At 71.2% G+C, this 26,848-nt stretch carries 19 protein-coding genes; 9 read left to right on the top strand and 10 right to left on the bottom strand.

Annotated features, from left to right (window positions below; translation table 11 throughout):
• Positions 1-65: 65 nt before the first annotated feature.
• Positions 66-1,505, top strand: a complete 1,440-nt coding sequence (locus VIS07_02425; protein HEY8514350.1) for a TolC family protein — start codon at positions 66-68, stop codon at positions 1,503-1,505.
• A gap of 134 nt (positions 1,506-1,639) precedes the next feature.
• Here VIS07_02425 and VIS07_02420 read toward each other — a convergent pair whose 3' ends face one another.
• The 4 genes from VIS07_02420 to VIS07_02405 form a co-directional block, all read right to left on the bottom strand.
• Positions 1,640-2,407, bottom strand: a complete 768-nt coding sequence (locus VIS07_02420; GenBank protein HEY8514349.1) for an enoyl-ACP reductase — start codon at positions 2,405-2,407, stop codon at positions 1,640-1,642.
• An 85-nt stretch (positions 2,408-2,492) separates the two neighbouring features.
• Positions 2,493-2,903 (bottom strand): hypothetical protein, encoded by a 411-nt coding sequence (locus tag VIS07_02415; GenBank protein ID HEY8514348.1) that lies wholly within the window; start codon positions 2,901-2,903, stop codon positions 2,493-2,495.
• The gene (locus tag VIS07_02410) at positions 2,900-11,854 is read right to left on the bottom strand and encodes a right-handed parallel beta-helix repeat-containing protein (GenBank protein HEY8514347.1); all 8,955 of its coding nucleotides are present in this window, start codon (positions 11,852-11,854) and stop codon (positions 2,900-2,902) included. The genes VIS07_02415 and VIS07_02410 overlap by 4 nt, the downstream gene beginning before the upstream one ends.
• 518 nt (positions 11,855-12,372) lie before the next feature.
• Complete coding sequence (locus VIS07_02405; GenBank protein HEY8514346.1) at positions 12,373-12,708, bottom strand: hypothetical protein; 336 nt, start codon at positions 12,706-12,708, stop codon at positions 12,373-12,375.
• Between the two features lie 241 nt (positions 12,709-12,949).
• Between VIS07_02405 and VIS07_02400 the strand changes: the two genes are divergently transcribed.
• Genes VIS07_02400 through VIS07_02380 form a run of 5 tightly spaced genes read left to right on the top strand, consistent with a single transcriptional unit; the run spans position 12,950 to position 17,746 of the window.
• Positions 12,950-13,891 (top strand): hypothetical protein, encoded by a 942-nt coding sequence (locus tag VIS07_02400; protein HEY8514345.1) that lies wholly within the window; start codon positions 12,950-12,952, stop codon positions 13,889-13,891.
• 19 nt (positions 13,892-13,910) lie between these two features.
• A complete protein-coding gene (locus tag VIS07_02395) occupies positions 13,911-14,981 on the top strand; it encodes a hypothetical protein (GenBank protein ID HEY8514344.1) in 1,071 nt (356 codons plus the stop codon).
• On the top strand, positions 14,978-15,829 hold the full coding sequence (gene thiD, locus VIS07_02390; protein HEY8514343.1) for a bifunctional hydroxymethylpyrimidine kinase/phosphomethylpyrimidine kinase: 852 nt from the start codon (positions 14,978-14,980) through the stop codon (positions 15,827-15,829). Before VIS07_02395 ends, thiD begins: the two co-directional genes overlap by 4 nt.
• Positions 15,826-16,713: a carbon-nitrogen hydrolase gene (locus VIS07_02385; protein HEY8514342.1), complete on the top strand. Its 888-nt coding sequence runs from the start codon at positions 15,826-15,828 to the stop codon at positions 16,711-16,713. Before thiD ends, VIS07_02385 begins: the two co-directional genes overlap by 4 nt.
• Positions 16,697-17,746, top strand: a complete 1,050-nt coding sequence (locus VIS07_02380; GenBank protein ID HEY8514341.1) for an agmatine deiminase family protein — start codon at positions 16,697-16,699, stop codon at positions 17,744-17,746. Before VIS07_02385 ends, VIS07_02380 begins: the two co-directional genes overlap by 17 nt.
• A gap of 22 nt (positions 17,747-17,768) precedes the next feature.
• Here the strand turns inward: VIS07_02380 and VIS07_02375 are convergent, their stop codons facing one another.
• Genes VIS07_02375 through VIS07_02355 form a run of 5 tightly spaced genes read right to left on the bottom strand, consistent with a single transcriptional unit; the run spans position 17,769 to position 21,747 of the window.
• Positions 17,769-18,278, bottom strand: coding sequence for a hypothetical protein (locus VIS07_02375; GenBank protein ID HEY8514340.1), 510 nt, complete (start codon positions 18,276-18,278; stop codon positions 17,769-17,771).
• A 5-nt stretch (positions 18,279-18,283) separates the two neighbouring features.
• Positions 18,284-18,793, bottom strand: a complete 510-nt coding sequence (dcd, locus tag VIS07_02370; GenBank protein ID HEY8514339.1) for a dCTP deaminase — start codon at positions 18,791-18,793, stop codon at positions 18,284-18,286.
• A 45-nt stretch (positions 18,794-18,838) separates the two neighbouring features.
• Positions 18,839-19,411, bottom strand: a complete 573-nt coding sequence (efp, locus tag VIS07_02365) for an elongation factor P (GenBank protein HEY8514338.1) — start codon at positions 19,409-19,411, stop codon at positions 18,839-18,841.
• 4 nt (positions 19,412-19,415) lie between these two features.
• On the bottom strand, positions 19,416-20,504 hold the full coding sequence (locus VIS07_02360) for an acyl-CoA dehydrogenase family protein (GenBank protein ID HEY8514337.1): 1,089 nt from the start codon (positions 20,502-20,504) through the stop codon (positions 19,416-19,418).
• A 16-nt stretch (positions 20,505-20,520) separates the two neighbouring features.
• Positions 20,521-21,747: an acyl-CoA dehydrogenase family protein gene (locus tag VIS07_02355; GenBank protein ID HEY8514336.1), complete on the bottom strand. Its 1,227-nt coding sequence runs from the start codon at positions 21,745-21,747 to the stop codon at positions 20,521-20,523.
• A gap of 142 nt (positions 21,748-21,889) precedes the next feature.
• Here VIS07_02355 and VIS07_02350 point away from each other — a divergent pair, with 142 nt between their 5' ends.
• Positions 21,890-22,600 carry a TIGR04282 family arsenosugar biosynthesis glycosyltransferase gene (locus tag VIS07_02350; protein ID HEY8514335.1) on the top strand — a complete coding sequence of 237 codons (711 nt, stop codon included), beginning with the start codon at positions 21,890-21,892 and terminating at the stop codon, positions 22,598-22,600.
• Here the strand turns inward: VIS07_02350 and glpX are convergent.
• Entirely contained in the window at positions 22,561-23,535 is a 975-nt protein-coding gene (gene glpX, locus VIS07_02345; GenBank protein HEY8514334.1) for a class II fructose-bisphosphatase, read from the bottom strand. The genes VIS07_02350 and glpX overlap by 40 nt on opposite strands.
• A 201-nt stretch (positions 23,536-23,736) precedes the next feature.
• On the opposite strand from glpX, the gene VIS07_02340 reads away from it, so the two are divergent.
• Positions 23,737-24,948 (top strand): pitrilysin family protein, encoded by a 1,212-nt coding sequence (locus VIS07_02340; protein HEY8514333.1) that lies wholly within the window; start codon positions 23,737-23,739, stop codon positions 24,946-24,948.
• 104 nt (positions 24,949-25,052) lie between these two features.
• Positions 25,053-26,696, top strand: a complete 1,644-nt coding sequence (locus VIS07_02335) for an NYN domain-containing protein (protein ID HEY8514332.1) — start codon at positions 25,053-25,055, stop codon at positions 26,694-26,696.
• The last annotated feature ends 152 nt before the right edge of the window (positions 26,697-26,848 follow it).

Genomic DNA, 26,848 nt, shown 5'->3' with positions numbered 1-26,848 from the left:
GAGCGAGGCGGGGGAGATCCGAAGGGGGAGAGAAGAGCGCGGCTCGCGCCCTCGCGGTCGCCTGCGTGCTCGTGCTCGCGGCCGCGGCGTCGGGTAGGGCAGAGACCGGCGCGTCTGCGGACGTCGGCGCGTCCGCCGACGCCTCCGCCGCTCGACTCGAGATCGCGCCGTCCGGCGAGAACGGCGCCGGTGCCGCGCAGGCCGCGCCGAAGGTTGACAAGCTCACGCTCGACGAGTTCGTGCGCCGCGCGCTCGAGGCGGCGCCCGAGCTCGCGGTCGCGCGCTGGGACGTCGCGGCCCGCCAGGCGAAGCTACGCGAGGCCAAGGCGTCGCGCTTCGTGCCCCAGTTCGAGGCGCTGAACCTGCTCGGCGTCGCGCCGGCCTACCGCGGTACGGTGCTCGAGCCGCGCGACACCGTCGACACGAGCCGCTACGGACCGTTCACCAGCGTCGACGTCACCCTCGTCCAGCCGCTGTTCACCTGGGGGAAGCTCACCTCGGGGATCGCGGCGGCGACGCACGCCGTCGAGCAGGAGATCGCCGCGAGCGAGGGCAAGGCGGCGGACGTCGTCCTGCAGGTGAAGACCCTGTACTACAACGTCCTCCTGTCGCGCTCGGTGCAGGGCATCCTGGTCGAGGCGCGCGACTCCTTCGAGGACGCGCTCGAGACCGCGAACGAGCGCCGCGAGAGCGGCGACCCGGACATCACCGAGCTCGACATCCTCTACCTGCGCGTCGCGCTCGCCGAGATCGCCAAGGAGGTCCCGAGGATCGAGACCGGCGCGCAGTCCGCGCTCGAAGCGCTGCGCATGCTGATCGGCGAGGACCGCAAGGCGCCGCTCGACGTCGCCGAGCGCTTCCTCGAGCCCGTCGAGATCCGGCTCGAGCCGCTCGAGCACTACCTCGGCCAGCTCTACGACAAGAACCCCGCCTGGAAGCAGCTCGAGGCCGGGATCGCCGCCAAGGCCGAGGAAGTCAAGACGATCGAGGCGGACTACTATCCGATGTTCTTCTTGACGGGCTCGTTCAGCTACAGCTACGCGCCGCGCAACGACCGTCAGCTCAACCCGTTCGCCTGGGACCAGTTCAACTACCAGCGCGGCCCCGGCGGCGTGTTCGGCATCCGCTGGCCGCTGAACTTCCACATCACGGCGGCGAAGGTCGAGGCGACGCGCGCCGAGCTCGGCAAGCTCGAGGCGCAGCGGCGCATGGCGCAGGACGGCCTCGCGCTCGAGCTCGAGACCGCCTACCGGAAGGTGATCGAGACCAAGGAGGCGCTCGACAAGCTCGAGGACGGACGCAGCGCAGGGCGCGCGATCCTGACGCTCTCCGTGACCAACTTCGACATCGGCATCGGCGACGCGTCGGAGATCCTGCAGGGCCTCTCGAACTACGCGCAGGTCTCGGGCCACTACTACGAGCAGCTGCGCGACTACAACATCGCGGTCGCCGAGTTCGAGCGCGTGAGCGGCGTCGAGATCTCGGTCAAGAAAGAGAAGCGCTGAGCGACGGCGCGGCTCAGGCGCTGAGCTTGTAGATCAGCGCCGCGCCGGCGACGGCGGCGAGGATCAGGACCACCCAGGCGGTGACGCTCAAGCGGGCCTTCCTTGCTCGTCGCGCGGGCGCCGCGAGAACCTGCTCACACGCCGAGGATGCTGAGCCCGGCGTCGACGTAGATCACCTGGCCCGTGACGCCGGCGCCGCCCGGTCCGACGAGCGCGAGCGCCATCCCCGCGACGTCCTCCAGCGAGACGTTGCGCTTCAGCGGCGAGCGCTCGCCGGCGTAGTGCAGCATGTCGCGGAAGCCCTTGATGCCGGCCGCCGACAGCGTCTTGATCGGCCCGGCGCTGATCGCGTTGACGCGGATCCCGGACTCGCCGAGCTCCGCGGCGAGGTAGCGCACCTCCGCCTCGAGCGCGGCCTTGGCGACGCCCATGACGTTGTAGTTCGGGAACACGCGCTGGCTGCCGGCGAAGCTCAGCGTCAGGATGCTGCCGCCGTTCTTCATGCGCGGCGCCGACGCGCGCGCGAGCGCGACCAGCGAGTAGGCGCTGACGTCGAGCGCGAGGTGAAAGCCCTGCCGGCTGGTGTCGAGGAAGCGTCCCGAGAGGTCCTCGCGGTTCGCGAACGCGACCGCGTGGATCAGCACGTCGAGCCCGCCCCACACGCGGTCCACCTCGGCGAACAGCGCGTCGATCTGCGCGTCGTCCTGGACGTCGCACGGCGCGATCAGGTCGGCGGAGAGGCTCTCCGCGAGCGGACGCACCCGACGCTCGAGCGTCTCACCGAGGTACGTGAAGCCGAGGCGTGCGCCCTCGCGCGCGAGCGCCTGCGCGATGCCCCAGGCGATGCTGCGCTCGTTCGCGACGCCGATGACGAGTGCGCGTGCTCCCTCGAGCAAAGGCATGCGGGCTTATCGCCAGGGCGAAGCCGCGTTGCAAGGGGCGGCGTGTGAATCGACCAAGCTCGAGCTCGAGCGGGCGAGACGATGGTCAGCGTCGCCGACCGTCCTTCGCGCGACGCTCGGTGCCGAGCACCTCGGGACGGGGCACCGTCGGCTTGTAGCCGCTCCGGCCCTTCAGCCGCTTGAGCTCGATGTCCTTCGGCGTCTCGTAGAAGTACTTGCCCTTGCGCACGTAGCCGCTGCCGCCGCGCTTGTTCGGCTCGGGGTTCGGGATGATCGCCGACGAGCGCAGCGGGATGCGCTGCTCCGGCTCGGGGATCTGCGGACGCTGCAGGCGGCGTCCCGGCGGACGAGGCTCGCGCGGCGTGCGCAGACGCGACGGCTTGTAGATGCGTCCGCCCTCGCCGTACTTGCCTGCTTCCGCGTCGTTCGGCGGCACCGCGACGGCGGCCGCGAGCAGCGCCGCGAGCGCGAGCAAGGAGTGCTTGGCGAACCTCATCGGTGTGCTCCGAAGTCTGCCAGCCCGACATCCGGAGGTCCACCCCACGATTTCGTCGATCCGGTGACCCCGAGGTCGGCGGCGAGGTAGGTGCTGGCGTCGACCGCCGGGCTGGTCTCCGCGTATGCGGGTGGCTGCCTGAGGCTCAGGTCGTCGTCGGCCCAGTGCGCGCCGCCGAGCTGACCGTCGTCGCCGTCCGGGTCGACGTAGAGCGGATCCTGGCCGGTCAGCACCGTGCCGGGCAGGGGCTGGACGATGACCGGCGGGTTGGTGTCGTTGATGTCGCGGCGATTGCCGGCGAACAGGACGTGGTCGACCGTGACCGCCTTCTTGCCCTTGCCGATGAACAGCCCGGCGCCGACGGCCTGGTCGGTGAGCAGGCTGTGGTGCAGGTGGAGATAGATCTTGGTCGCCCGGATCCCGCGGAAGCCGTTCGCGTGGACGGTCAGGAAGGCCGCCTCGGCGTTGCCCCCGAAGAGCTCGAGGCCGTTGCGGCCGTTCGCGTAGACGTCGAGGTCGCGGAGCAGCAGGAGCCTCGCCTTGGTCGTGCGGATGCCGTGGTTGCTCGCGCCCGTGACGATCGTGCGCAGGATCTCGACGCCTCTTGCGTGCTCCACCACGATGCCGTCAACGGCCGAGTTCGTGACGGCGAGCCCGTCGAGGCGCAGATTGGTCGCGTTCTTGTACGCCCGGATGCCGTTCTGGCCGCCGTCGACCCACAGGTTCTCGATCACCACGTCCGGATGACGGATGCGGAAGACGTCGCTGCCGTTCGACACGGTGATGCGCGTCGCCGAGCGATCGGCGCCCGTGCCGCGGATCCGCACCATCGGCGCCCGGGTCTGCACGAAGTTGCTCTCGACGTAGTCGCCCGGCGCGAGCATCAGCACGTCGCCCGCGACCGCCTGGTTCACCGCGTGGCGTAGCGTCTTCCACGGCGTCTGCGGCGACATCGCCTGCGCGCGCGTGTGCGCGTCGCTGCCGAGCGTCGGATTCACGTAGAGCACGATCCCCGGCGGTGTGGCCGTCGGCGTGGGCGTCGGCGTCGCGGTCGGCGTCGGCGTCGCGGTGGGCGTCGGCGTCACCGTCGGCGTCGGGGTCACGGTCGGAGTCGGCGTCGGCGTGACCGTCGGTGTCGGGGTCGGCGTCGGGGTGACCGTCACCGTCGGGGTAGGCGTGGGCGTCGGGGTCGGCGTCGCGCTCGGGGTCGGCGTCGGCGCACCGGGCGGCGGCGGCACCGGCAGCGCGCGGCTCGAGGACGCGTAGTGGAAGCCGATGTCGGCCACGCCGACGTCGGGCGCGCCGCTGGTCGCGGTGGTGCCCGTCGCCCCGAGCGCGCTCGCGTTCGCCGAGCCGAAGTCGACGGCGTCGCTCTGCGAGCTCTGCCCGGCCGCGATCTGCGAGAGGCGGAAGTCGTCGTCCGCCCAGCCGTTGCCGCCGCGGACGCCGTCGTTGCCCGCCGGATTCACGAAGCGCGGGTCGATCTCGAGGTTCTGCACGCAGCCGCCGCAGAACACGTACTCCGGCGGATCGAGGTGCTTGTTGACCGCGAAGAAGCCGTTGTGCAGCAGCAGCGCCTGCGCGGCGTTCGCGGGATGCTGGATCGAGATGCCGATGTTGCCGTACGCCGCGATGTTGTCGCGCACCTCGCCGTTCGCGTTCGCGAGGCGGATGCCGCCGTTCACGTTGAAGGCGGCGGTGTTCTCGGCGACCAGGTTGCCGGTCGAGAGCGCCGCATTGGTGCTGTCGATGTGCAGGCCCCACTCGCCGTTGTCGTAGAGCAGGTTGTTGCGCACGAGCGCGTCGCTCGTGTTGATCAGCGCGATCCCGGACTCGCCCGAGCTCGCCACGACCGAGTCCATGATCGTGACGCCGCTCACGTTGATCACGCGGATGCCGTCGTTCGCCGAGCCGATCACCGCGCAGTTGCGGATCGTGAGGTTGTTCGCGCCTTCCTTGCCCGAGATGCCGGAGTTGGACGCGTTGCGGATCTGGAAGCCGTCGATCGTGACGTCGGTGACGCCCGGCTCGACCACGAAGCCCGTGCGCCCGGGTGGCAGCACGATCGCCGCCTGACCCGGCACCTGCGCCATCACCGTCACGCCCGCGTCGACGATCTGCAGATCGCCGATCTCGGGGTAGATGCCCGGCAGCACGACGATCGTGTCGCCGGGGGCGACGCGCGACAGCGCCCAGGCGATCGTCTTCCACGGCGTCGCCGGGTTGCGCGCGGTGACGGTGCTGTTCGCGTCGTTGCCGTTCGGCCCGACGTAGTAGGTGTGGGTGATCACCGCCGGCGGCGTGACCGGCGTCGGCGGCGCCACCGCGGGCGGCGCGTCGTAGTGGAAGCCGATGTCGGCGACGCCGGTGTCCGGGACGCCGTCGACGCGCGTCGTGCCGCCGATGTCGAGCGCCGTGACCGGGCCCGAGCCGGCGTCGACCACCGGGCTCGCGAACTCGCCGCCCGCGTCGAGCTGCTCGAGGCGGAAGTCGTCGTCCGCCCAGCCGAGGCCACCGAGGATGCCGTCCGCACCCGCCGGCTTCTCGTAGCGCGGGTTCTTCCCGATGTTGTTCCAGACCACGATCGTGTCGGAGTACTCCGACTTCTTGTCGCGGTCGCGACCGTTCGCCGAGAAGTTGTTGTGGTGCACGGAGATGTTCGGCCCCGCGAGGTAGAGCGCGAGGTCGACGGTCTCGGTGAAGTTGTTGTCGCGGATCTCGCCGCTCGCGTTCAGCAGCCGGACGCCGTTGCCGTTCTGGTGGATGGTGTTGAACGCGACGATGTTGCCGGGCTGCGTCGCGAAGCCGTCGGAGTCGATCGACACGGCCCACTCGGCGTTCGCGTAGATCAGGTTGTTGTGCACGTATGCGTTGCGCGTGCGCGGCAGGAGGATGCCGTAGGTGCCCGCGCCGGTGACGATCGAGCCGTCGATCCAGGCGCCGTTGGTCTGCCGGATCCGGATGCCGACCGCGGACGGGCTGACCACCGCGACGCCGGTGATGCGGATGCCGTTGGCGCGGATCGCGGTGATGCCCTGCGCGCCGCCCTGGACGACGAGGTTCGCGATGCGGACGTTCTGCAGGGTGTCGACGTTGATCCCGGACGTGCCGTCCGGCGGCACGATCACGACGTCGCCGAGCGCGCCCTCGCCACGCAGCGTGACCGCGTGCTGCGCGAAGTCCGCCTGCTCGAAGTACGTGCCCGGCTGCAGCACGATCACGTCGCCCGGCGAGACGCGGCTCATCGCGTGGCCGATGGTCTGCCACGGGGTCTCCGGCGAGCGCGCCTCGACGAGCGAGCGCGCGTTCGAGCCGGTCGTCGGGTTGACGTAGTAGGTCGGGCCGGTGCCCGGCTGCGGCACCTCGTCCGGCGGCGTCGCGAACGGCGGCGGCGTGCCGTCGGTCGGCTGCGCCTGCGCGTGGTAGCCGAGGTCCGCGACGCCGTCGTCGGCGACGCCGTCCGAGCGCGTCGTGCCGGAGATGTCGCGCGTGCCGACGTTGCCGGAGCCCGCGTTCACCGCGGCGCTCGTCGACGGCTGTCCCGCAGCCGCGTGCTGCAGGCGGAAGTTGCCGGCCTCGGCGTCGACGAAGCCGGGCGGGGTCGCGAGGAGGTTCGCCCACAGCGTCGGCGGCTGCGCGCTCTCGATCTCGAGCTCGACCGCGCTGTCCCAGATCAGGTTGTGGTGGACGAGCGTCGGCGCGGTATCGGTCTCGATGCCGATGGTCGAGTTGCTCGCGAGGATGTTGTCGCGGATCTCGCCGGTCGTGTGGTCGAAGCGGATGCCGCCCGCCGCCAGCAGCCGACCGCTGCCGACGACGGTGTTGAAGGCGACGACGTTGTTCGCCGACGGCGCGGGCAGCGGGCCGTTCTTGAACTCGATGCCCCACTCGCCGCTGTCGCGGACGAGGTTGTTGCGCACGTAGGCGCCGGTCGACTTCTCGATCAGGATGCCGCGCTGGGTCGCGTCGCGCACGACGTTGCTGTCGATGACGGCGCCGTTCGTGTCCGTGACGTAGATGCCGTTGAAGGTCTGGCCCTGCGTCGTGCAGTCGCGGATGACGACGCCGTCGGCGGTCGCGGCGCGGATGCCGTGCTGGCCACCCTGCACGGTGAAGCCTTCGACGACGAAGCCCGGGTGGTCGATCGTGATGCCGATCTGCCCGGCCGGCGGCTGCACGATCACCGTGCCGACCGCGCGCAGCTCGATGTCGCCCTTGCTGCTCTTCGGCGCCTCGACGTAGGTGCCGGTCTGCACCAGCACGGTGCTGCCGCTCGGCGCGCCGTTGGCCGCGAGCGCGCGCGTGATCGTCTTCCACGGCGTCGCCGGGCTCAGCGCGTCGGTCGCGGCCCGGGTGTCGCTGCCGATCTGCGCGTCGACGTAGTACGTCGTGCCGCTCGGCGGCGTCAGGATCGGGGGCAGGCCGGTCGTGGACGCGGCGCCCTCGTGGTAGCCGATGTCGGCGATGCCGTCGTCCGGCATGCCGTCGGTGCGCGTCGAGCCGGAGATGTCGCGCGCGGCGGGCGGACCCGAGCCGGCGTCCTTCATCGGGCTGTCGGCGGCGTGGCCGGTCGCCGTGTGCTGCAGGCGGAAGTCGCCGTTGTTCGGATCGACGAGCAGCGGATCCTGCTCGACGTTCGACCAGATCTCGGGCGGCGAGGCGCCCTCGAAATCGATCTGCCGCGGGTTGGCGAACAGCCCGTTGTGGTGCACGTAGGTCGGCTGCGAGTCGGTCTTGATGCCGATGCCCGAGCTCGCGACCACCAGGTTGTCGCGGATCTCGCCGCTCGCGCGGTGGAAGCGGATGCCGCCGTGCGCACCCGTCGCGCCGTTCGCGTACAGCGTGTTGAACGCGGCGACGTTGACCGGCGAGACGAAGCCGTCGCCGACGTCACCGCTGTCGAAGTCGATGCCCCACTCGCCGCTGCCGACGACGACGTTGTTGCGCGCGTAGTTGGCGAAGCCGCCCTTGAAGACGATGCCCTTCTGCGCGACGTCCTCGACGATGCTGTTCTCGACGATGACCGCGATGCCGGCGACCACGCGGATGCCGTTCTGCGCGATCGCCGGCGCGGTGCGCGGCCCGACGCGCAGGTTGCGCACCCGGACGTTCGCGATCGCCTCGCTCGAGTTCGCCTTCGCGACGATGACGCCTTCCTTGTTCGAGCGCACGACGAAGCCGTCGAGGACGACGCCATCGCGCCGCACGCGCACGCCCACCGCGTCCTGCGGCGCGGCGATGATCGTCGCGCCGCGCTCCTCGGCGCGCAGCGTGACGTTCGGCCGGCCGATGGTGACGATCTCCTCGCACACGCCGGGGCGCACGATGACCGTCTCGCCGCTCTCGATCTGCGACATCGCGAACGCGATCGTGCGCCACGCGTTCCACGGGAACTGCGCTTCCCACTTGCTGTGGTTGTCGTCGCCGAGCGTGCAGTCGACGTAGAACGTGCTCCCGAGCGGAGGCGGAGTCGGGCCACCGGGATCGCCGGCGCTCATCGCGCCGTAGTGGAAGCCCATGTCGGCGATGCCTTCGTCGGCGACGCCGTCGGACCGCGTGCTGCCCGTGACGTCGAGCTCCGACACCGGACCGCTGCCCTCGTCGACGAGCGGGCTCTGCTGCGGATCGCCGGCGGCGGTCTGCTGCAGGCGGAAGTCGTCGTTGTCCGGGTCGACGAACAGCGGGTCGACGCTCAGGTTCGACGCCCACAGCTGGAACGGGCTCGGCGTCTCGTAGTTGATCGCGTTGCCGAACGAGTCGTTGTGGTGAACCAGCGTCGCGAGCCCGCCCTGATCGAACTTGATGCCGGAGCCCGTGTTCATCGCCGCGATGTTGTCGCGGATCTCGCCGGCGGTGTTCACGAAGCGCAGGCCGTGCCGGTTGTTGTACACCGTGTTGAACGCGGCGATGTTGCCGGTCGACACGGGCGGATGTCCGCCGTCGTCGGCGGTGTTGTCGAAGCTGATGCCCCAGTCCGGCGAGCCCGGCTTGAAGCCGTTGCCGTAGACCAGGTTGTTGCGCACGTAGGCGTTCACCACGCGCTTGAGCAGCACGCCCGCGGCGAGCGCGCCGTGGACGATGCTGTCCTCGATCGTGATGTTCTCGGCGTCGCGAACGGTGATGCCGTTGCCCGCGAGCTCGGTGTCGAGCGGGCGGACGTGCAGGCCGCGCAGCACCACGTCGCGGATCTGCTTGCTGCTCTCCGAGTTCGCGACCAGCACGCCGCGCTGAGCGGACTCGATGACGAAGCCCTCGAGCGTCACCGAGTCGCCCGCGATGTTGAAGGCGTTGCCGTTGCCGTGGCGCCGCACCAGCGTGCCGAAGGGCTCGGCGGCGCGGAGCACGATGCCGCTGCGGTCGACGTCGACCTCGTTCGTGATCTCGCAGGTGCCGTTCGCGACCACGATGACGTCGCCGAAGGAGACGCGGTTCACCGCGTTCTGCAGCGTCTTCCACGGCGTCGCCGGATTCTGCGCGGCTGCGTTGCTGTTCGAGTCGCTGCCGAGCGCGCAGTCGACGTGGTAGGTCGTCCCACCGCCGGGCGGCGGCGTCGGCGTCGGAACCGGCGGCGTGGGCGTCGGAGCGGGCGGGGGAGGCGTGCCGGTCGACGGCTCCGCATCCACGTGGTGGCCGAGGTCGGCGGTGCCCGCGTCGGGCTCGCCGTCGGCACGCGCCGAGCCCGAGATGTCCACGCTCGCGACCGGGCCCGAGCCCGCGTCGATCGCCGGGCTGCTCGCGAGCAGGCGGTAGTCGCCGTTCGCGGCGTCGGCGAATGCCGGGTCGGCCGCCAAGTTCGCCCACAGCACCGGCGGCTGGTCGTTGTCGATCTCGAACGGCTTCAGGCTGCCGAAGACGAGGTTGTGGTGGATGAAGGTCGGCGCGGTGTCGACCTTGATGCCGCGCTCCGGGTTGTTGGCGACGACGTTGTCGCGAATCTCGCCGACCGCCTTCTGCAGGCGGATGCCGGAGGCGAGCCCGGGCGCGCCGCTGCCGACCACCGTGTTGAACGCCACGACGTTGCCGGTCGAGATCGGGTACGGCTGCTCGTTCGCGTCCTTGCCGCTGCTGTCGAGGTGGATGCCTTCCTCGCCGCTGTCGACGACGAGGTTGTTGCGCACGTAACCGCTGCCCGCGCGCAGGTGGATGCCGCGCCCGCCCGCGTTCAGGATGACGTTGCTGTCGATCAGCGCGTCGCTCGCCTCGACGAGCGAGATCGCGTTCTGTGCTTGACCCGTCATCTGCGAGCGGCGGATGACGATCCCCGGCGCCTGCAGGGCGTACACCGCGCGGTAGCCACCCTCGAACGTGTTGTCGCGCAGCTCGCCTGTCGCGTTGACGAGCTGGATGCCGCCCGTCGTGGTCGTGGCGCCGTTGCCGCTCAGCGTGTTGAGCTCCACGACGTTGCCGGTCGAGGTCGTGCCGAGCCCCGAGGCGTCGATCTGGATGCCCCACTCGCCGCTGCTGCTGATCTCGTTGTTGCGGATGTAGAGCTCGGACGATCTCTGCGCGAGGACGCCGCGCTGCCCGACGCCCTCGATGACGTTCAGCTCGATCGTCGCGCCGGTCGTGTCGAGCACCACCACGCCGTTCGCGTTCTGTCCGGTGATCGTGCAGCGGCGGACCGTCAATCCGTCCGCGCCGGTCGCGCGCACGCCGTGCACGCCGCCCTGGATGGTGAAGCCGTCGAGCAGAAAGTCCGGAACGTCGATGTCGAACGCGCTGCCGCTCGGCGGCTGCACGATCGCCTCGCCGGTCGCGCGCAGCGTGATGCCGCCGACTGCGGTCGAGACCGCCTCGACGTAGGTGCCGGGCGCGACCAGCACGGTGTCGCCCGTCGTGGCGCCGTTGCCGTTCGCGAGCGCGCGGTTGATGCTCTTCCACGGCGTCGCGGGCGACTGCGCCTCGGACTTCGTGCGCGTGTCGTCGCCGAGCACGGCGTCGACGTAGTAGGTCGCAGGTCCACTCGTCATCGGCGGCGCGCCGGACGAGGTCGGGGCGCCCGTGTGGTAGCCCAGGTCGGCGACGCCGGTGTCCGCGGGGCCGCCGGTCGTCGAGCCGCCGATGTCGACCTCGTCGGTCGGTCCCGAGCCGGCGTCGATCGCCGGGCTCGTCGGCGCGAGCGAGAAGTCGTCGTCGGCGTAGCCGTCGCCGCCGAGCACGTTGTCCGGACCGTCGGGATCGACGAGCTGCGGGTCGACCGCGAGCATGCCCTCGCCGAGCGGGTAGGTCGACGGATTGATCGGCGTCGGGTTGTCGAACAGCAGGTTGCGGAAGACGGCGCTGCCGGGCGCTTCGAGCCGGATGCCGACCGCCACGTTGCCGACGACGATGTTGTCGCGCACCTGGCCGATCGCGTTCCTGAGCCGCAGCCCTCCCTCACCCGCGACGTCGCCGTTGAAGGCGACCGTGTTGAACGCGACCACGTTGCCGGTCGACAGCGGCGGCTGCGGCTCGCTCGCGTTCGTGTTCTCGAGGTCGATGCCCCACTCGCCGTTGCCGTACACCAGGTTGTTGCGGACGTAGGCCTCGCTCGAGTGGTCGATGAAGATGCCGCGGCTGCCCGCCGAGGCGGCGACCGAGTTCTGCACGATGGCGCCGGTCGTGTTGACGACCGTGAAGCCGTTCGCGCTCTGACCGATCGCGGTGCAGTTGCGGATGTCGAGCCCGTCCGCGCCGTCCGCGCGGATGCCGTGCACGCCGCCGCGGAACGTGATGCCGTCCACCGTGATGTCGTGGTGCGCGACCACCAGGCCCACACCCGTCGGCGGATTGCCCGGCGGCGTGACGACGACGTCGCCGCCGCCCATCGCCCGCAGCGTCACGCCCGGGAAGCGCGTCTCCGCGGACTCGACGTAGAGGCCGGGCGCGACGTGGATTGTGTTGCCCGACTGCACGAGCTGCAGCGCGCGCGAGATGGTCTTCCACGGCGTCGCCGGCGACTGCGCCTGCACGAGCGAGCGCGTGTCGTCACCGGTCGCGGCGTTGACGTAGAAATCGAGCGCTAGAGCGGACGCCGGCGCGAGGAGGAGGACAAGGAGGACGAGGACGGAGGCGTATCCGCAGGTGCGTGACGTTCGGGTTTCGGATCTCACGATGAAGCCACGGCCGAGTCGGGCCGAGCAGTTCTGGAGTCGGTGACGCTCTCCGAGTGTGACTGGCTCTCGGGAGCTGGACCGTAGCCGGCTGCGGACGACCAAGGAACCACCTTTGTCGCCCGCAGCCGGCGACGTTTGTCTTGAGAATCTTGACCTGAGGGCACCCGGTCGTCCGCCCACGTTCGACCGGGCCACACGGCGCTGGCGCGACGTACCCTGAAACCGCACCGCGTCGCTGCCCTACCTGGCCTTCGAGCCACTCCGCGCTCACATCCCTACGCTGCTACCGGACAGCGCGCCCGCGAAAGCCCCGCGGCTCTCGAGCGGGAAAGGATGGCACCCCGAGCCCGGAGCGCTCACGTGTACGTGAGCGTCTAGCCGGGGCGAATCGGGGGCTCGATGGGAGGGGGACTGACGTCGGCGAGCTCGACGGCCGCGATCACGCGTCGACCGTCTGCTCCGACGACGAGCGGTGGTCCGGAGACGACCAGATAGGGAGAGAACGTCTTTCCCGTCATGACGGTGTCGACCAGCGGGGGCGACACCATCAGGAGGGCGCTCGGCGCCTTGGCGACCGCCTTGGTGCCCGAGGTCTGCTGGTGCACCTTCGGCGTCGCGGTATGCTCGGGCATGGGCTGGATGAACGCAAAGCACACGAGCGCCATCAGCGTGGCGACCGTGGCCCAGGCCCTGACGAACGAGCGACTCATCCCGACCGACCGCAAGAGCAACCGCAAGGCCACGCCCGCCGCCTGCGTTCGTCACTTTTCTCGTTCAATCTCGTGCAGTTTCGCATGATCGGGCGCATGTGCGACGAGACGACGCATTTGCCAGGGCGATCGACCCGAAAGCCGTTGGGCAACCTGCCGCCCGCCCGTCTGTTCTTCGGGTTACGGCTTGCGGGTCGGCAGACGGCTCGGCTACCGGGCCGCTCTCACCTAAGGAGAGGAAATGAACACACGCACGAAGCTGGTCAATACGGTGATTGTGCTCGGCGCGCTCTTCGCGCTGCCGGCGGTCGCTCCGGCGCAGGACGTGACGATCGAGGGCGGCAACACGGACTTCCCCGACGAGACCCTGGTGATGCCGTTCTCGGCGATCGGCCGCACGACGTTCTTCTCGATCAGCAACGTCGGTGAGGGGGCGATCGACGCGCGCTGGGTCTTCTACGACAAGTCGGGGCAGCGCATCGACGAGGTGGTGCGCTTCATCTGGGGCGAGGGCGGCACGGACGTCGTCGACGTGACCAGCATCCGGGATCGGTCGATCGACGGCGAGGGACGCTTCGTCGAGGGCCCGGCGCGGAGCCTCGCCGGGTTCGAAGGCTTCGTCGTCGTGATCGGCAACAACGAGCCGCGGCTGATCGGCAACTTCACGATGGCGAACCTGTCGACCAACTCGGCGTTCGGCGTCAACGCGACCGGCTTCGGCGTGCTCGGCACGGTGCGCCAGGGCGGCATCATCCTCGGCACGAGCTTCAATCCCGCGACGCTGCAGGACGACCTGCTCGTCATCCTCGCGCTCGACGTGTTCCAGAACAACGACGCGACGATCGTCACCTCGCTGACCAACGGCAACGCGCCGCCGGTCGAGCCGCTGTTCAACGTCAACATCGTGCTCACGGGCAACGATCCGAACAACTCGATCATCGCCGAGACCACGGTGGGCGTGACCGGCAGCGCGCTGTTCACGACCTGGCAGGCGCTCTTCCCCGGCGTGACGCTGAACAGCTCGATGTCGATCTGGGTGAGCGCGACCGAGGGACCGGGGCTGCGCAACGGCGGCTTCGATCCCGACGACGACGACGGCGTCGGCATCATCGGCTACTACGGCCAGGCCGTCGGGCCGTTCGGCGCCGGCCAGACCCTGCGCGCGGGAACGTTCTTCCAGTGAGCGCAAAGGCGCGCGCGCGGTGAAGCGGCGCTCGGCAGACACCCGGCGCCCGGTGCGACGCGCGGCGCGACCGCGCGTCGCGCTCGCGCCGATGCTGCCGGTGGTCGCCGACGAGGCGGAGCTCGCCCAGGTCGGCGACGACTTCCTGCTGTCGCCGCTCGCCGACGGCTGGCGCTGCCTGGTGACGATCGACGACCGCGTGCGCGTCCGCGGGCGCGGCGGCGCCGACCTCTCCGCGCGGCTGCCGTCGATCGTCGCCGAGCTCGCCCGGCGCTGCGGGCGCGCGCGCGCGGGCGCGACCATCCTCGACGGAAATTTGGTCTTGCCACCGGCCGCCGAGAACGACGCGCCCGGGCTCGGCGACGTCGTCGCGCTCGAGCTGCTCGACGTGCTGTGCTGCGACGGTCGCGACGTCACCGGACAGCCGCTGCGCGAGCGCCAGGCGCTGCTCCGTCGGCTCGTCGGTGGGACGGGCTCGGGCGACGATGCGCTCGTTCGCTGGCACGCGCCGTGGCGCGGCGACGCGCGCGCCGCGTTCGCGCAGCTCGCGCGCGCGGGCGCCGCGGGGCACGCGGCGCTGCTCGCGCGTCGTGCAGAGTCGCGCTACCGCCCGGGGCGACGCTCGCGCGACTGGCTCGTGTTCGGCACGCGCGAGCTCGCCGAGATGCTGCTCTGCGGCGTCACGGCGACGGGCGCGCTCGTTCTCGGCGCGCCGACGCCGCACGGCCTCGTGTTCGGCGGCGTCGCCTGGCCGACGCGCCGCTGGCGCGAGCTCGCCGCGCGCTGCACCGAGGCCGACGCACCGCCGTTCCCCGAGCCGCCGATCTGGCCGTCGCTCGGCGGCGTGCTGTGGGCGCGGCCCGAGCTGTGGCTCGCGCTCGCGCCCGACGTCCGCGACGGCTCGGGGCGGGGAGGGCCACGTTGGCGGCTGGTGCGCGTGCAGGAGGATCTGACGCCGCCCGTGCCGGGCGTGGCGCCGGCGTCCGGCGTGGGCGCATCGAGCGCGAATGCGTCGGGCGGGCGTGCTTCCGGCGCGAGGGCGTCCGGCGCCGGCGCATCCGCCGCGAGCGGGCAGGGCGGCGCGCGATGAGCACCAAGGTCGCGCTCACCGTCGCCGGCTCCGACCCGAGCGGCGGCGCCGGCATCCAGGCGGACCTCAAGACCTTCGCCGCCTTCCGCGTCTACGGCGCCGCGGTGCTGACCTGCGTCACCGCGCAGAACACGCTCGGCGTGCGCGCCACCGGCGAGCTGCCGGCGGACCTCGTCGCGGCGCAGCTCGACGCCGTGCTCGAGGACCTCGACGTCGGCGCGGTGAAGACCGGCATGCTCGGCCGCGCGGAGATCGTCGAGGTCGTCGCCGAGCGGCTCGCGCGCCTGCGCGCGCCGCTGGTGGTCGATCCGGTGATGGTGGCGACGAGCGGCGACGCTCTGCTCGACGCGGCCGGAGCAACGGCGCTGCGCGAGCGTCTGCTGCCGCTCGCGCGGCTCGTCACGCCGAACCTCGACGAGGCGGCGGCGCTCGTCGGACGTCCGGTGCACGACGTCGCTGCGATGCGCGACGCCGCGCGCGCGATCCAGGCGCTCGGTCCGCGCGCCGTGCTGGTCAAGGGCGGCCACCTCACGGACGTCGCCTGCGACGTCCTGCTCGACGGCGACGCGCTGCACGAGCTCACGGCGCCGCGCGTCGACGTGCCGCGGCTGCACGGCACCGGCTGCACGCTGTCGGCGGCGATCGCCGCGCTGCTCGCGCGCGGGGCGTCGTTGCTTGACGCCGTGCGCACGGCCAAGGCGTGGCTGCACGAGGCGATCGCGCGCGCGCCGGCGGTCGGTCACGGCGCGCGTCCCGTCGACCACACCGTGCGTCCGCCGCTGCCCGACGACGAGGAAAGGGCCACGGTGGCACCCCCGCCGGACCGCGGCTATGGTCGAAGATCATGACCACGAAGAGCGGACGGTCGGTGAAGGTCGGCCTCGTGCAGATGCGCTGCTCGGAGGACGTGCGCGACAACCTCGCGCGCGCGCTCGCGCGGATCGACGAGGCCGCGGCCGGCGGCGCGCAGATCGTCTGCCTGCCGGAGCTCTTCCGCTCGCGCTACTTCTGCCAGGCCGAGGACCACGCCAACTTCGCGCTCGCCGAGCCCATCCCGGGTCCGAGCACGGAGGCGCTGTCGCAGGCGGCGAAGAAGAACGGCGTCGTGGTCGTCGGCTCGCTCTTCGAGCGCCGGGCGGCGGGCGTCTACCACAACACCGCGGTCGTGCTCGACGCCGACGGCAGCCTGCTCGGCGTCTACCGCAAGATGCACATCCCCGACGACCCGCTCTACTACGAGAAGTTCTACTTCACCCCGGGCGATCTCGGCTTCCGCAGCTTCCAGACGCGGTTTGCGCGCATCGGGGTGCTGGTCTGCTGGGACCAGTGGTTCCCCGAGGCCGCGCGGCTCACGGCGCTGACCGGCGCGGAGATCCTCTTCTACCCGACCGCGATCGGCTGGCATCAGTCGGAGAAGGCCGAGTACGGCAAGCAGCAGCACGAAGCGTGGGAGCTCGTGCAGCGCTCGCACGCGGTCGCGAACGGCGTCTTCGTCGCCGTGCCGAACCGCGTCGGTATCGAGGGCACGGTCGAGTTCTGGGGCGCGTCGTTCGTCGCCGCGCCGTTCGGACCGCTCCTTGCGCGCGCGAGCCACGATCGCGAAGAGCTGCTGCTCGTCGATTGTGACCTCGAGCGCATCGAGGAGACCCGCCAGCACTGGCCATTCCTGCGTGACCGCCGTGTCGACTTCTACTCCGGACTCACCCGACAGCTCCTTGACGACGCCCGCTAGCACCCCGCGCGAGCTCGGCTACCGCTGGCCCGCCGAGTGGGAGCCGCACGATGCGACGTGGCTCGCGTGGCCCCACAAGGAAGCCTCGTGGCCCGGCAAGTTCGAGCTGGTGCCGCTGGTGTTCGTCGAGATGGTGCGCGCGCTCGTGCCCGGCGAGCGCGTCGAGATCCTGGTCAACGACGCCGTGCGCGAGGACGAGGTGCGCGCGCTGCTGATCGACAAGGGCGTGTCGCTCGAGCGCGTCGGCTTCCACCGCATCCCGACCGACGACGCGTGGATCCGCGACCACGGCCCGATCTTCGTCGTCGGCAAGCGTCCGGGCGATCTCGCGGCGCTCGACTGGGGCTACAACGCGTGGGGCGGCAAGTACCCGCCGTGGGATCTCGACGACCAGGTGCCGCAGCACGTCGCGCGTCAGCTCGGCGTCCCGTGCTTCTCGCCGGGCATGATCCTCGAGGGCGGCTCGATCGACGGCGACGGGGAGGGCACGCTGCTCACGACCGAGGCGTGCTTGCTCAACCCGAACCGCAACCCGCAGCTGTCGCGCGAGCAGATCGAGGCGCGGCTGAAGGACTACCTCGGCGTCGAGCGCGTGCTCTGGCTCGGCGACGGCATCGTCGGCGACGACACCGACGGCCACGTCGACGATCTCACGCGCTTCGTCGCGCCGGGCGTCGTGGTCACGGTGGTCGAGGAAGACCCGCGCGACGAGAACTACCGCGCGCTGCAGGACAACCTCGCGCGCCTGCGCACGATGCGCGACGCCCGCGGGCGCGCGCTCGACGTCGTCACGCTGCCGATGCCCGACCCCGTCGAGTACGAGGGACACCGCCTGCCCGCGAGCTACGCGAACTTCTACATCGGCAACGCCGCGGTGCTGGTGCCGACCTTCGGCTGTCCGAACGACGAGCGCGCGCTGGCGACGCTCGAGCGGCTCTTTCCGGGGCGCCGGGTGGTCGGGATCCGCGCCAACGATCTCGTGTGGGGGCTCGGCGCCTTCCACTGCTTGACGCAGCAGCAGCCGCGCGCGTGACGCGTACGTCGCGGCGCGAGCGTCAGCGGCGCGGCTCCATGCGGAAGAACCACACCTCGACCTTGGCGGCGAGCCCGTCCGGCGAGACGTCGTACTTCTCGGCGACCGCGCGCCGCAGCGCCTCGATCTCGCGCGGGTCGGTGACGCGCACGGCGCTGCGCTCGTAGATCTCGCCGCCGATCCGCAGCCGCACGCGCGGGTCGGCCAGCGCGAGGTGCGGCCAGCGCTTCCAGGGGTTGAAGAAGTCGGCGGTGACGTAGAGCTGGCCGTGGTGCGCGATCACCCAGGTCGTCACCGACAGCGGATCGTCGGGCGACACCTCGACCTCGATGGTCTCGATCGCGTCGGTGAAGCCCCAGTCGGGGTTCTGGTTCGCGGCGAGCGGTCCCGCGAGGCGACCGCCGGGGATCGGGCCGAGCGGACCGCCCGACGCGCGCGCCGCGAGCCGCAAGCCGACGTAGCCGAGCGCCGCCACGCCGACGATCGCGAGCACGACGCGGGGCCAGCGTCGGGCGCGCGAGCGCGTCCGCACGGCGGCTACAGCCTCTCCTGCGTCGCGAAGCGTCCGGCGTAGATCGCGTTGCCCTCGCAGCGCTGCAGCACGATCTGGCAGATCCGGGTGCCGGCGTGGATCGCGAGCGGCCGCGTCGCGACGTTGCTGATCTCGAGCACCTGACGGTTCGACACGCCCGGGCTGACGAAGCCCGCGGTGACGTGGATCATCAGCCCGAGGCGTGCGAAGCGCGAGCGTCCTTCCAGCCAGCCTGCGATGTCGCCCGGCAGGGTGATGCGCTCGCGCGTGATGCCGTGGATGGTCTCGCCCGGCGACAGCACGTAGGGTTCGCGCAGCGGCCGCACCTCGGTGACGGTGCGGTAGTCGGCCTGGTCGTTGACGTCGATCACGTGCGGCCCGCCGGCGAGGACGCGGATCTCGTCGCCGAGGTGGAGGTCGATGGACGCGGGCCCGACCTGCTCCGGGTCGAACGGCTCGATGACGACGCGGCCGCGCTCGATCTCGGCGAGGATCGCGTCATGCGTGAGGATCATGACGCGAGCCTAGCAGCGAGCGAGTTTGCGGCGAAACGCGTCAGATCACGATTTTGCGCGCGCGACGAAGCGCGCCTCGCGCGTGTCGACCTGCACGTACTCGCCGCTCTCGAGGTAGGACGGCACCTGGATGACGAGCCCGGTCTCGAGGGTCGCGGCCTTGGTCTGCGCCTGCGCGGTCGCGCCCTTGATGGCCGGCGTGGTGTCGACGACCTGCAGGACGACCGTGGTCGGCAGGTCGACCGAGATCACGCGGTCGTTGAACACCACCGAGCGCAGCCCCTCCATGCCGTCCTTCAGGTAGCCGACGGCGTCGCCCAGCTCCTCCGCGCTGAGCGAGAACTGGTCGTAGCTCTGCGCGTCCATGAAGTGGAAGTCGTTGCCGTCGCGGTAGAGGAACTGCACCGAGCGCAGCTCGACGTTGGGCTCCTCGACGCGGTCGCCGCCGCGGAACGTCTTGTCGAGGATCTGCCCGGTGCGCATGTTGCGCAGCCGCACCTTGGTCAGCGACGAGGCGCCGCGCGCCGACGGCGTCTGCACGTGCACGTCCTCGATCACGAACGGCTCGCCGTCGACGAGGATCCGCACGCCCTTCTTGAAGTCTCCCGTTTGCAGCATGAGATCACCATCCCGCCAGATCGGCGGCGCGTGCGCGGTGCTCGTTGGCGTCGCCGAGGAAGCTGCGGTCGAAGATCGCACGGCGGAACCACAGGTGCAGGTCGTACTCCCAGGTGAAGCCGATGCCGCCGTGCAGCTCGGTCGTGTCGCGCGCGACGCGGTCGAAGGTGTCGGTCAGCAGCGACTTGGCGAGCGCGGCGCGGTGCGCCGACTCGTCCTGGATGCGGTCGAAGGCGTGCGCCGCGTACCACCACAGCGAGAGCGTCGGCTCGAGCTCGCACGCGAGGTTCGCGAGCTGATGCTTGACGGCCTGGAAGGCGCCGATGATCCGCCCGAACTGCTCGCGCTGCTTGGCGTACGTGACGGCCATGTCGAGCATGCGCCGGCAGCCGCCGTAGGCGTCGGCCGCGATCAGGACGCAGCCCGCGTCGCGCGTGCGCTCGAGGGCGCGCGCGCCGTTCGGCAGCTTGACGCCGGGCGTGCCGTCGAGCGTCACCTGGGAGAGGCGACGCGTGAGGTCGTTGCACAGGTAGTCCGTCGTCTTGATGCCCGCCGCGCCGCGCTCGACGAGCCACAGACCCGGACCGCCGTCGTCGCGCGCCGCGACGATCAGCACGTCGGCGAGCGAGCCGTACGGCACGAGCACCTTGGTGCCGGTCAGGCGGCCGCCCTCCGCGCGCGTCGCGAGCTTCTCCGGAGACCACTCGCCGTCGGGCTCGCCGAGCGCGAAGGTGCCGATGCGGCTGCCGTCGACGAGCTGCGGCAGCCAGCGCTGGCGCTGCTCGTCGTCGCCGCCTTCCGCGAGCGCGATCTGCGCCAGCGCGTTGCCGAGAAACGGTCCCGGCGTCGCGTTGTAGCCGAGCTCCTCCGCCGCGAGTGCCAAGTCGAGCAGCTCGAGACCCGCGCCGCCGTATTTTGCATCGACGTAGAGCCCCGTCACGCCGAGGCCGACGAGCCCGCTCCACAGCTCCGGATCGTGCCCGGTCGGGCCTTCCATGACCTGGCGCACGCGCGTCGTCGGGCACTGCTCGTCGAGGAAGCGGCGGATGGTGTCCTTCAGCAGGACCTGGTCCTGGGAGAGTCCGAAATCCATGCTCGAGTCCTCGAGGTCAGCGGCGCGACGCGGCCGGATCGCGGGGCAGGCCGAGCCCGCGCTCGGCGATGATGTTGCGCTGGATGTTCGCGGTGCCGCCCGCGATCAGGATGCCGAGCGACCACAGGTAAGCCGTGACCAGCATGCCGCCGAACGGCGCCTCGGCCTCGCCCGGCGCGAGCGCGCCGCGGTCGCCCATGATGTCCATCGCGAGCTTCGCGATGTCGTAGTTGAGCTGCGTCGAGTAGAGCTTGTTGACCAGCCCCGCCATGCCGGGCTCCTCGCCGCGCGCGCTCATCGTCAGCTGCCGGTAGCCGTGGTACTCCGAGGCGCGGAGCTTCGCTTCGAGCTCGACCAGGCGGTTGCGGATGATCGGGTCCTGGATCGCCGGACGGCCGCGCAGCTTGGTGGACTGCGCGAGCATCAGCACGCCGTCGAACACCCGTCGCGTCATGCTCGCGCTGCCGATCAGCGCGCGCTCGTGCTTGAGCGTCGAGCGCGACACGATCCAGCCCTGACCGCGCTGCCCGACCAAGTTCGTGTACGGCACGCGGACGTTCTCGAGGAAGACCTCGTTGAAGTCCGCGGTGCCGGTCATCTGACGCAGCGGGCGCACCTCGATGCCCGGCGTCTTCATGTCGATCAGGATGTAGCTGATGCCCTCGTGCTTGGGCGCGTCGGGCTCGGTGCGCACGAGGCAGAACATCCAATCCGCGTGCTGCGCGTCCGAGGTCCAGATCTTGTGGCCGTTGATCACCCAGAAGTCGCCGTCGCGCTCGCCGCGCGTGCGCAGCGACGCGAGGTCGGAGCCGGCGCCGGGCTCGGAGTAGCCCTGACACCAGCGGATCTCGCCGAGGATCGTCGGCAGGATGAACTTCTGCTTCTGCTCCTCGGTGCCGTGCTCGAGCAGCGTCGGCACGAGCATGCTCGGACCCTGGCCGATCACCTCGTGCGGCGCGTTGGCCTTGCGGAACTCCTCCGCGATGATCGTCTGCGCGAGCGGATCGGGTGGACGCTCCGCGCCGCCGTAGCGCTTCGGCACGTGACGGTAGAGGTAGCCGCGCTCGATCGCCTTCTTGCGGAACTCGGTCGCGCGCGGGTCGGTGCGCACGCCGCCGCCGAGGAGCGCGCGATCGTCGGCCGGAGGAGCCGCGGCGGCGTCCTCCTTGCTCCAGTTGGCGGCGAGGAACGCTCTCACCTCGTCGCGGAACTTCTCGTACTCGGCGCTGAAGCTGAGATCCATCGGCTGGGCTCCTCGACGAAGAACGGGACGGCGTGGCGGACGAGCATGCGCCCGCGAGACGCGCGGCGGGCTGCGGTCGTAGTAGCAACATTGCCCCGGGCCGCAAAGCAGCGCGTGCGTACTTGATGTAGGCTCGGGTGCCATGACGGACGCCGCCCGCGACGTGCTCGTGGTGTTCGCGCGCTGCCCCGCGGCGGGGCGGGTCAAGACCCGGCTCGCGCGCGCGATCGGCGACGCCGCAGCGGCGTCGCTCTACGCGGCGTTCGTCGCCGACCTGCGCGACCGCTTCGCGCACGCGCCGTTCGCGGTGCGCTGGGCGCTCGCGCCACCGGACGACGGCTTCGCCGCGCGCTTCGCCGTCGATCCGAGCCACGTCTTCCTGCAGAGCGGCGAGGATCTCGGCGCGCGCATGCGCGACGCGTTCGCGCGCATGCTCGCTGCCGGCTTCGCGCGCTGCGCGATCATCGGCTCGGACATGCCGCAGCTCGCGCCGCGGGTCGTGGAGGACGCCCTCGCGCGCCTTGGGAGCGCGGACCTCGTCCTCGGCCCGGCGCAGGACGGTGGCTACTACCTGATCGCGGCGCGCGCGGTGCCGGAGGTCTTCGACGGCATCGCGTGGGGCACGGACTCGGTGCTCGCGAGCACGCTCGAGCGCGCACGTGCGCGCAACCTCGCGACGTCACTTCTCGAGCCGGGCTTCGACGTCGACGTCGAGGCCGACCTCGAGCGGCTGCGCGCGCTCCTCGCGATGCCGGAGGCGGCGGCCGCGCTGCCCGCGACGGCCGCCGCGCTCGCGGCGCTCGACGAGAAGCCTCAGAACTCGATCACGACATCCGGATCGTCGTCGACCTGAACCGTGTCGATGAAGCGGATGCGGCGCTGACGGCGCGACATGATCACCGAGCTGACGCGCACGCCGTGGCCGAAGAAGCGCACGCCCTTGAGCAGCGTGCCGTCGGTGACGCCCGACGCGGCGAACAGGATCTCGTGGCCGGGGGCGAGGTCGCGCTCGGTGTAGATGCGCTTCGGGTCGGTGATGCCCATCGCGCGCATGCGCTCTTCTTGACCTTCCTTCGTCGGCACGAGACGCGCCTGCATGGCGCCGTTCAGACAGCGCAGCGCGGCGGCGGTCAGCACGCCCTCGGGCGCGCCGCCGATGCCCATCACCGCGTGCACGTTGGTGCCGCGCACCGCGACCGAGATGCCGGCCGACAGGTCACCGTCGCTGATCAAGCGGATGCGCGCGCCCGCGCGCCGGATGTCCTCGATCAGCTGCTCGTGCCGCGGACGGTCCAGCACGATGACCACCAGGTCCTTGACGGAGCGGTTCAGGCGGTTCGCGATCGCGGCAAGGTTCTCGGCGACCGGCGCGTCGAGGTGGATCGCGCCCTTCGCCGCCGGGCCGACGATGATCTTCTCCATGTAGCAGTCGGGCGCGCGCAGCAGCCCGCCGCGCGTCGACGCGGCGATCACCGAGATCGCGCCCGGCGCGCCCGTCGCGCACAGATTCGTGCCCTCGAGCGGGTCGACCGCGATGTCGACCTCGGGATCCTCGCTCCAGCCGCGCCCGACGTGCTCGCCGATGTACAGCATCGGCGCCTCGTCGCGCTCGCCCTCGCCGATGACCACCTCGCCGCGCATCGGCAAGGTGTCCATCGCCTTGCGCATGGCCTCGACGGCGACGTGGTCCGAGTGGCGTCGGTCGCCTTGGCCCATGGTCCGCGCGGACTCGATGGCGGCTAGCTCGGTGACCCGAAGAAATTGCTTGGACAGCTCCTCTTCAATCATGTCTCGCCCCCGTGCGGCATCTCGGTGGAAGCGCCGCGCGCTTCCGCCTGCGCTTCTCCGATGGGCTTCGTCGCGCGGACAAGGCCGTGCGACTCGCTTCGTTCGTGATCGTGTCGTCGCGCTGCATGTCGTGCGAAAGCGCCGGATGGTAGCAGGTTTCGCACTTGCTTCGAGAGGGAAATTCCGTTGCTGAGGAGGCTCATGCCGCAGCGCGCCAAGGTCCGCACGTTCCGCTTCCGAGGTCTCACCGTCGTCTACGAGCCCCTTCCCGGACCCATCACGGCGATCGCGATCAACGTCCGCGCCGGCGCGCGCTACGACGGCGCGATCCCCGGGCTCGCGCACATGGCGGAGCACATGCTCTTCCAGGGCACCGACGCCCTCGACCAGCTCGCCCTCAACCGGCGCGCGGCCGAGATCGGCGGCAACCACAACGCGACCACGGGCTACGAGTCGATCGCGCTCACCATCGAGGTGTTCAACGAGGACTTCGAGGCCGCGATCGAGCTGCTGGCCGATCAGTTCTACCGCAGCCGCGTCGACCCGCAGCGCTTCCGCAAGGAGTGCCGCGTCGTGCTCGACGAGATCCGCGGCTTTCGCGACGACCCGCTCGACCACCTGCACGAGCGCGGCTGGTGCACCTTCTTCGGACCGCCGATCGGCCACCCGATCTGCGGCACGGTGGGCTCGGTGCGCGCCATGCAGCCGAGCGACGTGACGCGCTTCCTGCGCAGGCGGTTCGTGAACGCGAACGCCGTCCTGGCGGTCGTGGGCGGCGTGTCGGAGGAGGTCGTGCGCCGGGCGCTCGCGCGTCACGTGGCGGCGGATCGGGTCGGCCGGCCGGCGCGTAGCGCGGCCGTGCGCCGCGGCCGCGGCGGAGTTCTGCGGCTTCCGGGAAGCGAGCGCGGGCAGTCGTTCGTCGTGCGCTTCCTCGAGGTCGACCCCGCGCCGCGCAACCTGCTGGCGCTCGGCATCGCGCTCGACCTGGTCGGCGCGGACCCCGACAGCACCCTTTTTCAGGCGGTCCGCGAGCGCCACGGGCTCGGCTACGAGGTGTCGGCCGAGCTCGAGTGGGGCGACGGCTGGGGCGCGGCGGTGCTGTCGGCGAGTGCCGGTCCGGGACGCGCCGACCGCCTGGCGCGGATCATGGACGACGTCCTCGAGCGCTCGGCGGAGGAGGGCTTCGCGCCCAGCGACCTCGCCCGGGCGCGCAAGAAGCGGCGCTACGGCTACGCCGTCCTCGCCGAGCGCCGGCTCGACCGGGCGCTCGCGCGCGCCGATTGCGCAGCCTCCGGCTTCCCGTCGCTCGAGGAGGCACAGCGCATCATCGCCACCCTCGAGGACGCCGAGATCCACGCCGCCTGGCGCCGCGCCGTCGCCGGACGCAGCCTGCTCGCGCTCCTGGGCGACTGAGCCGTCGATTAGCCGCGCTCCCTGCGGCTTGCTAGAGCGCCAGCAAACGCCCTGCGTCCTCCGATCCGAATGGACCAAACCACGACGCGGGGCAGGGAGAGCCTTTGGAAGAAAGATTGCAGCTCGCGGTCTTCATCGACTTCGACAACATCGAGATCGGGGTCAAGACCACGCTGAACAGCGAGCTCGACATCGCCCTGGTGCTCGACGCCCTGAAGGAGCGCGGCGAGGTCGTGTCGAAGAGCGCGTACGGCGACTGGGCACGCGCCGGCATGCAGAGCCGGACGATGACCGAGCATGCGGTGCACATGGTGCAGCGCAACGTGACGCCGCGCGGCGACAAGAACGGCGCCGACATCAACCTGGTCGTCGATGCCCTCGAGATGGCCTTCACGCGGCCGCACATCAACGGCTTCGCCATCGTCGGCGGCGATTCGGACTTCATCGCGCTGGTCGAGAAGCTGAAGCAGTTCGGCAAGCGCGTATTCGTCGTCGGTGGGCGCTCGTTCACGAGCGGGATCCTGCAGCGCAACTGCCACGAGTTCATCGCTTACGAGAACCTGCTCGGCGCGCGCTCGCGCGGCGACAAGCCGCAGAGGAGCGCGGCCGGTGGCAGGCTCTCGCTCGAGCATGGGTTCGCTCAGGTGCAGCGCGCGCTGAAGATCCTCGCCGACCGTGGCGTCGAGCCGCAGCTCGGGCCGCTCAAGAGCACGCTGCTTCAGCTGGACTCGACCTTCAGCGAACGCGACTACGGAGCCTCGTCGTTCCGTGAGTTCATCCAGCGTCTCGCGGACAAGCACCACCTCAACCTGAAGCGCATCGACCACGGCTACGTCGTCGAGCTCAACGGCGAGGGCGGTACGCAGAAGCCCCGCAAGGGCGACGCGGAGGAAGGCGTCGAGGCGCCGGTCGCCGCCGAGCCGGAGGCCAGCGGCGCCGAGGGCGACGGCGCGAGCGCTCCGCCGACCGTCGCGACGCGTCCGCAGGAGGAGGCGCTCGTCCTGCTGCGCACCGCGCTCGAGAAGCTCAACGAGTCGCGCGCCGGCAAGCCGATGTACGTGCGTCACCTGGCGCAGGGTCTGCGCGCCGTCGATCCCGAGTTCGACGAGCAGATGTTCGGCTTCCGCACGCTGACCGAGCTCATGCACGTCGGCCAGCGCGAGGGTCTGCTGCGCATGCAGCGCGACCGGCAGGGCGCCTGGCGGATCACGCCCGTGACCGCGACGTCGGCGGACGGCGGTGAGGGCGCGGACGCCGAGGCCAGCGCGGCTGCGCGCGCCGAGGCTGCCGAGTCCGGCGCCGAGACGACGCCGGCGCTCGAGCCGGTGGTCGATCCCGACGCGGCCGACGCGCAGGACGAGGCGGTCTCGCACACCGCACCGCACGGCGACCCGCTCGCCGACGCGGCGGACGAGACCGCCGACGAGCGCGACGCAGCCGAGCGTGCGGAAGCGCAGGACGCCGGCGACGACGAGTCCGCCGCCGAGGACGCCGTGACCGAGAGCGCAGCGGCCGAGGCGGAGGGCAGCGCTGCGGCGGAAGCTTCGCAGGCCGACGACGCCGAGGCGGAGGCCGCGGCGGCGAAGCCCGCGACGCGGAGCCGGCGCCGCACCTCGTCGTCGACGAGCGGCACGCGCACCTCGCGCACGACGCGGGCGAAGACCACGCCGCGCACGACGAAGTCGCGCTCGACGTCGTCGAGCCGTCGCAAGAGCAAGGACACGGCGTCCGACGCCGCGAGCGAATGACGGTGTGGGCGGCGCGCGGCTGCGAAGAGCGGCCGCGCGCTGCCCGTGCATCGTCCCCGTGTTCGTTCGCGAGCGACGAGGTTGCGGTCGCCGGGCGGCGGCAGCTCGCAGGGCAAGCTGCGTACGCGTGGCGTCCCTCGGCGAGCTGCGTG

The sequence above is a fragment of the Candidatus Binatia bacterium genome (genome assembly GCA_036563615.1).
Classification (GTDB): domain Bacteria; phylum Desulfobacterota; class Binatia; order UBA12015; family UBA12015; genus DATCMB01.
The sequence above is the reverse complement of the archived record's forward strand: the minus strand, read 5'-3'. Positions and strand labels throughout refer to the sequence as shown.

What these genes read in the sequence shown, in the direction of transcription:
- efp (HEY8514338.1), bottom strand. Translation starts at nt 19,411, where the DNA reads ATGCTGCAAACGGGAGACTTCAAGAAGGGCGTGCGGATCCTCGTCGAC.
- thiD (HEY8514343.1), top strand. Translation starts at nt 14,978, where the DNA reads ATGAGCACCAAGGTCGCGCTCACCGTCGCCGGCTCCGACCCGAGCGGC.
- VIS07_02405 (HEY8514346.1), bottom strand. Translation starts at nt 12,708, where the DNA reads ATGAGTCGCTCGTTCGTCAGGGCCTGGGCCACGGTCGCCACGCTGATG.
- VIS07_02350 (HEY8514335.1), top strand. Translation starts at nt 21,890, where the DNA reads ATGACGGACGCCGCCCGCGACGTGCTCGTGGTGTTCGCGCGCTGCCCC.
- VIS07_02355 (HEY8514336.1), bottom strand. Translation starts at nt 21,747, where the DNA reads ATGGATCTCAGCTTCAGCGCCGAGTACGAGAAGTTCCGCGACGAGGTG.
- VIS07_02340 (HEY8514333.1), top strand. Translation starts at nt 23,737, where the DNA reads ATGCCGCAGCGCGCCAAGGTCCGCACGTTCCGCTTCCGAGGTCTCACC.
- VIS07_02360 (HEY8514337.1), bottom strand. Translation starts at nt 20,504, where the DNA reads ATGGATTTCGGACTCTCCCAGGACCAGGTCCTGCTGAAGGACACCATC.
- VIS07_02400 (HEY8514345.1), top strand. Translation starts at nt 12,950, where the DNA reads ATGAACACACGCACGAAGCTGGTCAATACGGTGATTGTGCTCGGCGCG.
- VIS07_02385 (HEY8514342.1), top strand. Translation starts at nt 15,826, where the DNA reads ATGACCACGAAGAGCGGACGGTCGGTGAAGGTCGGCCTCGTGCAGATG.
- VIS07_02415 (HEY8514348.1), bottom strand. Translation starts at nt 2,903, where the DNA reads ATGAGGTTCGCCAAGCACTCCTTGCTCGCGCTCGCGGCGCTGCTCGCG.
- dcd (HEY8514339.1), bottom strand. Translation starts at nt 18,793, where the DNA reads ATGATCCTCACGCATGACGCGATCCTCGCCGAGATCGAGCGCGGCCGC.
- VIS07_02420 (HEY8514349.1), bottom strand. Translation starts at nt 2,407, where the DNA reads ATGCCTTTGCTCGAGGGAGCACGCGCACTCGTCATCGGCGTCGCGAAC.
- glpX (HEY8514334.1), bottom strand. Translation starts at nt 23,535, where the DNA reads ATGATTGAAGAGGAGCTGTCCAAGCAATTTCTTCGGGTCACCGAGCTA.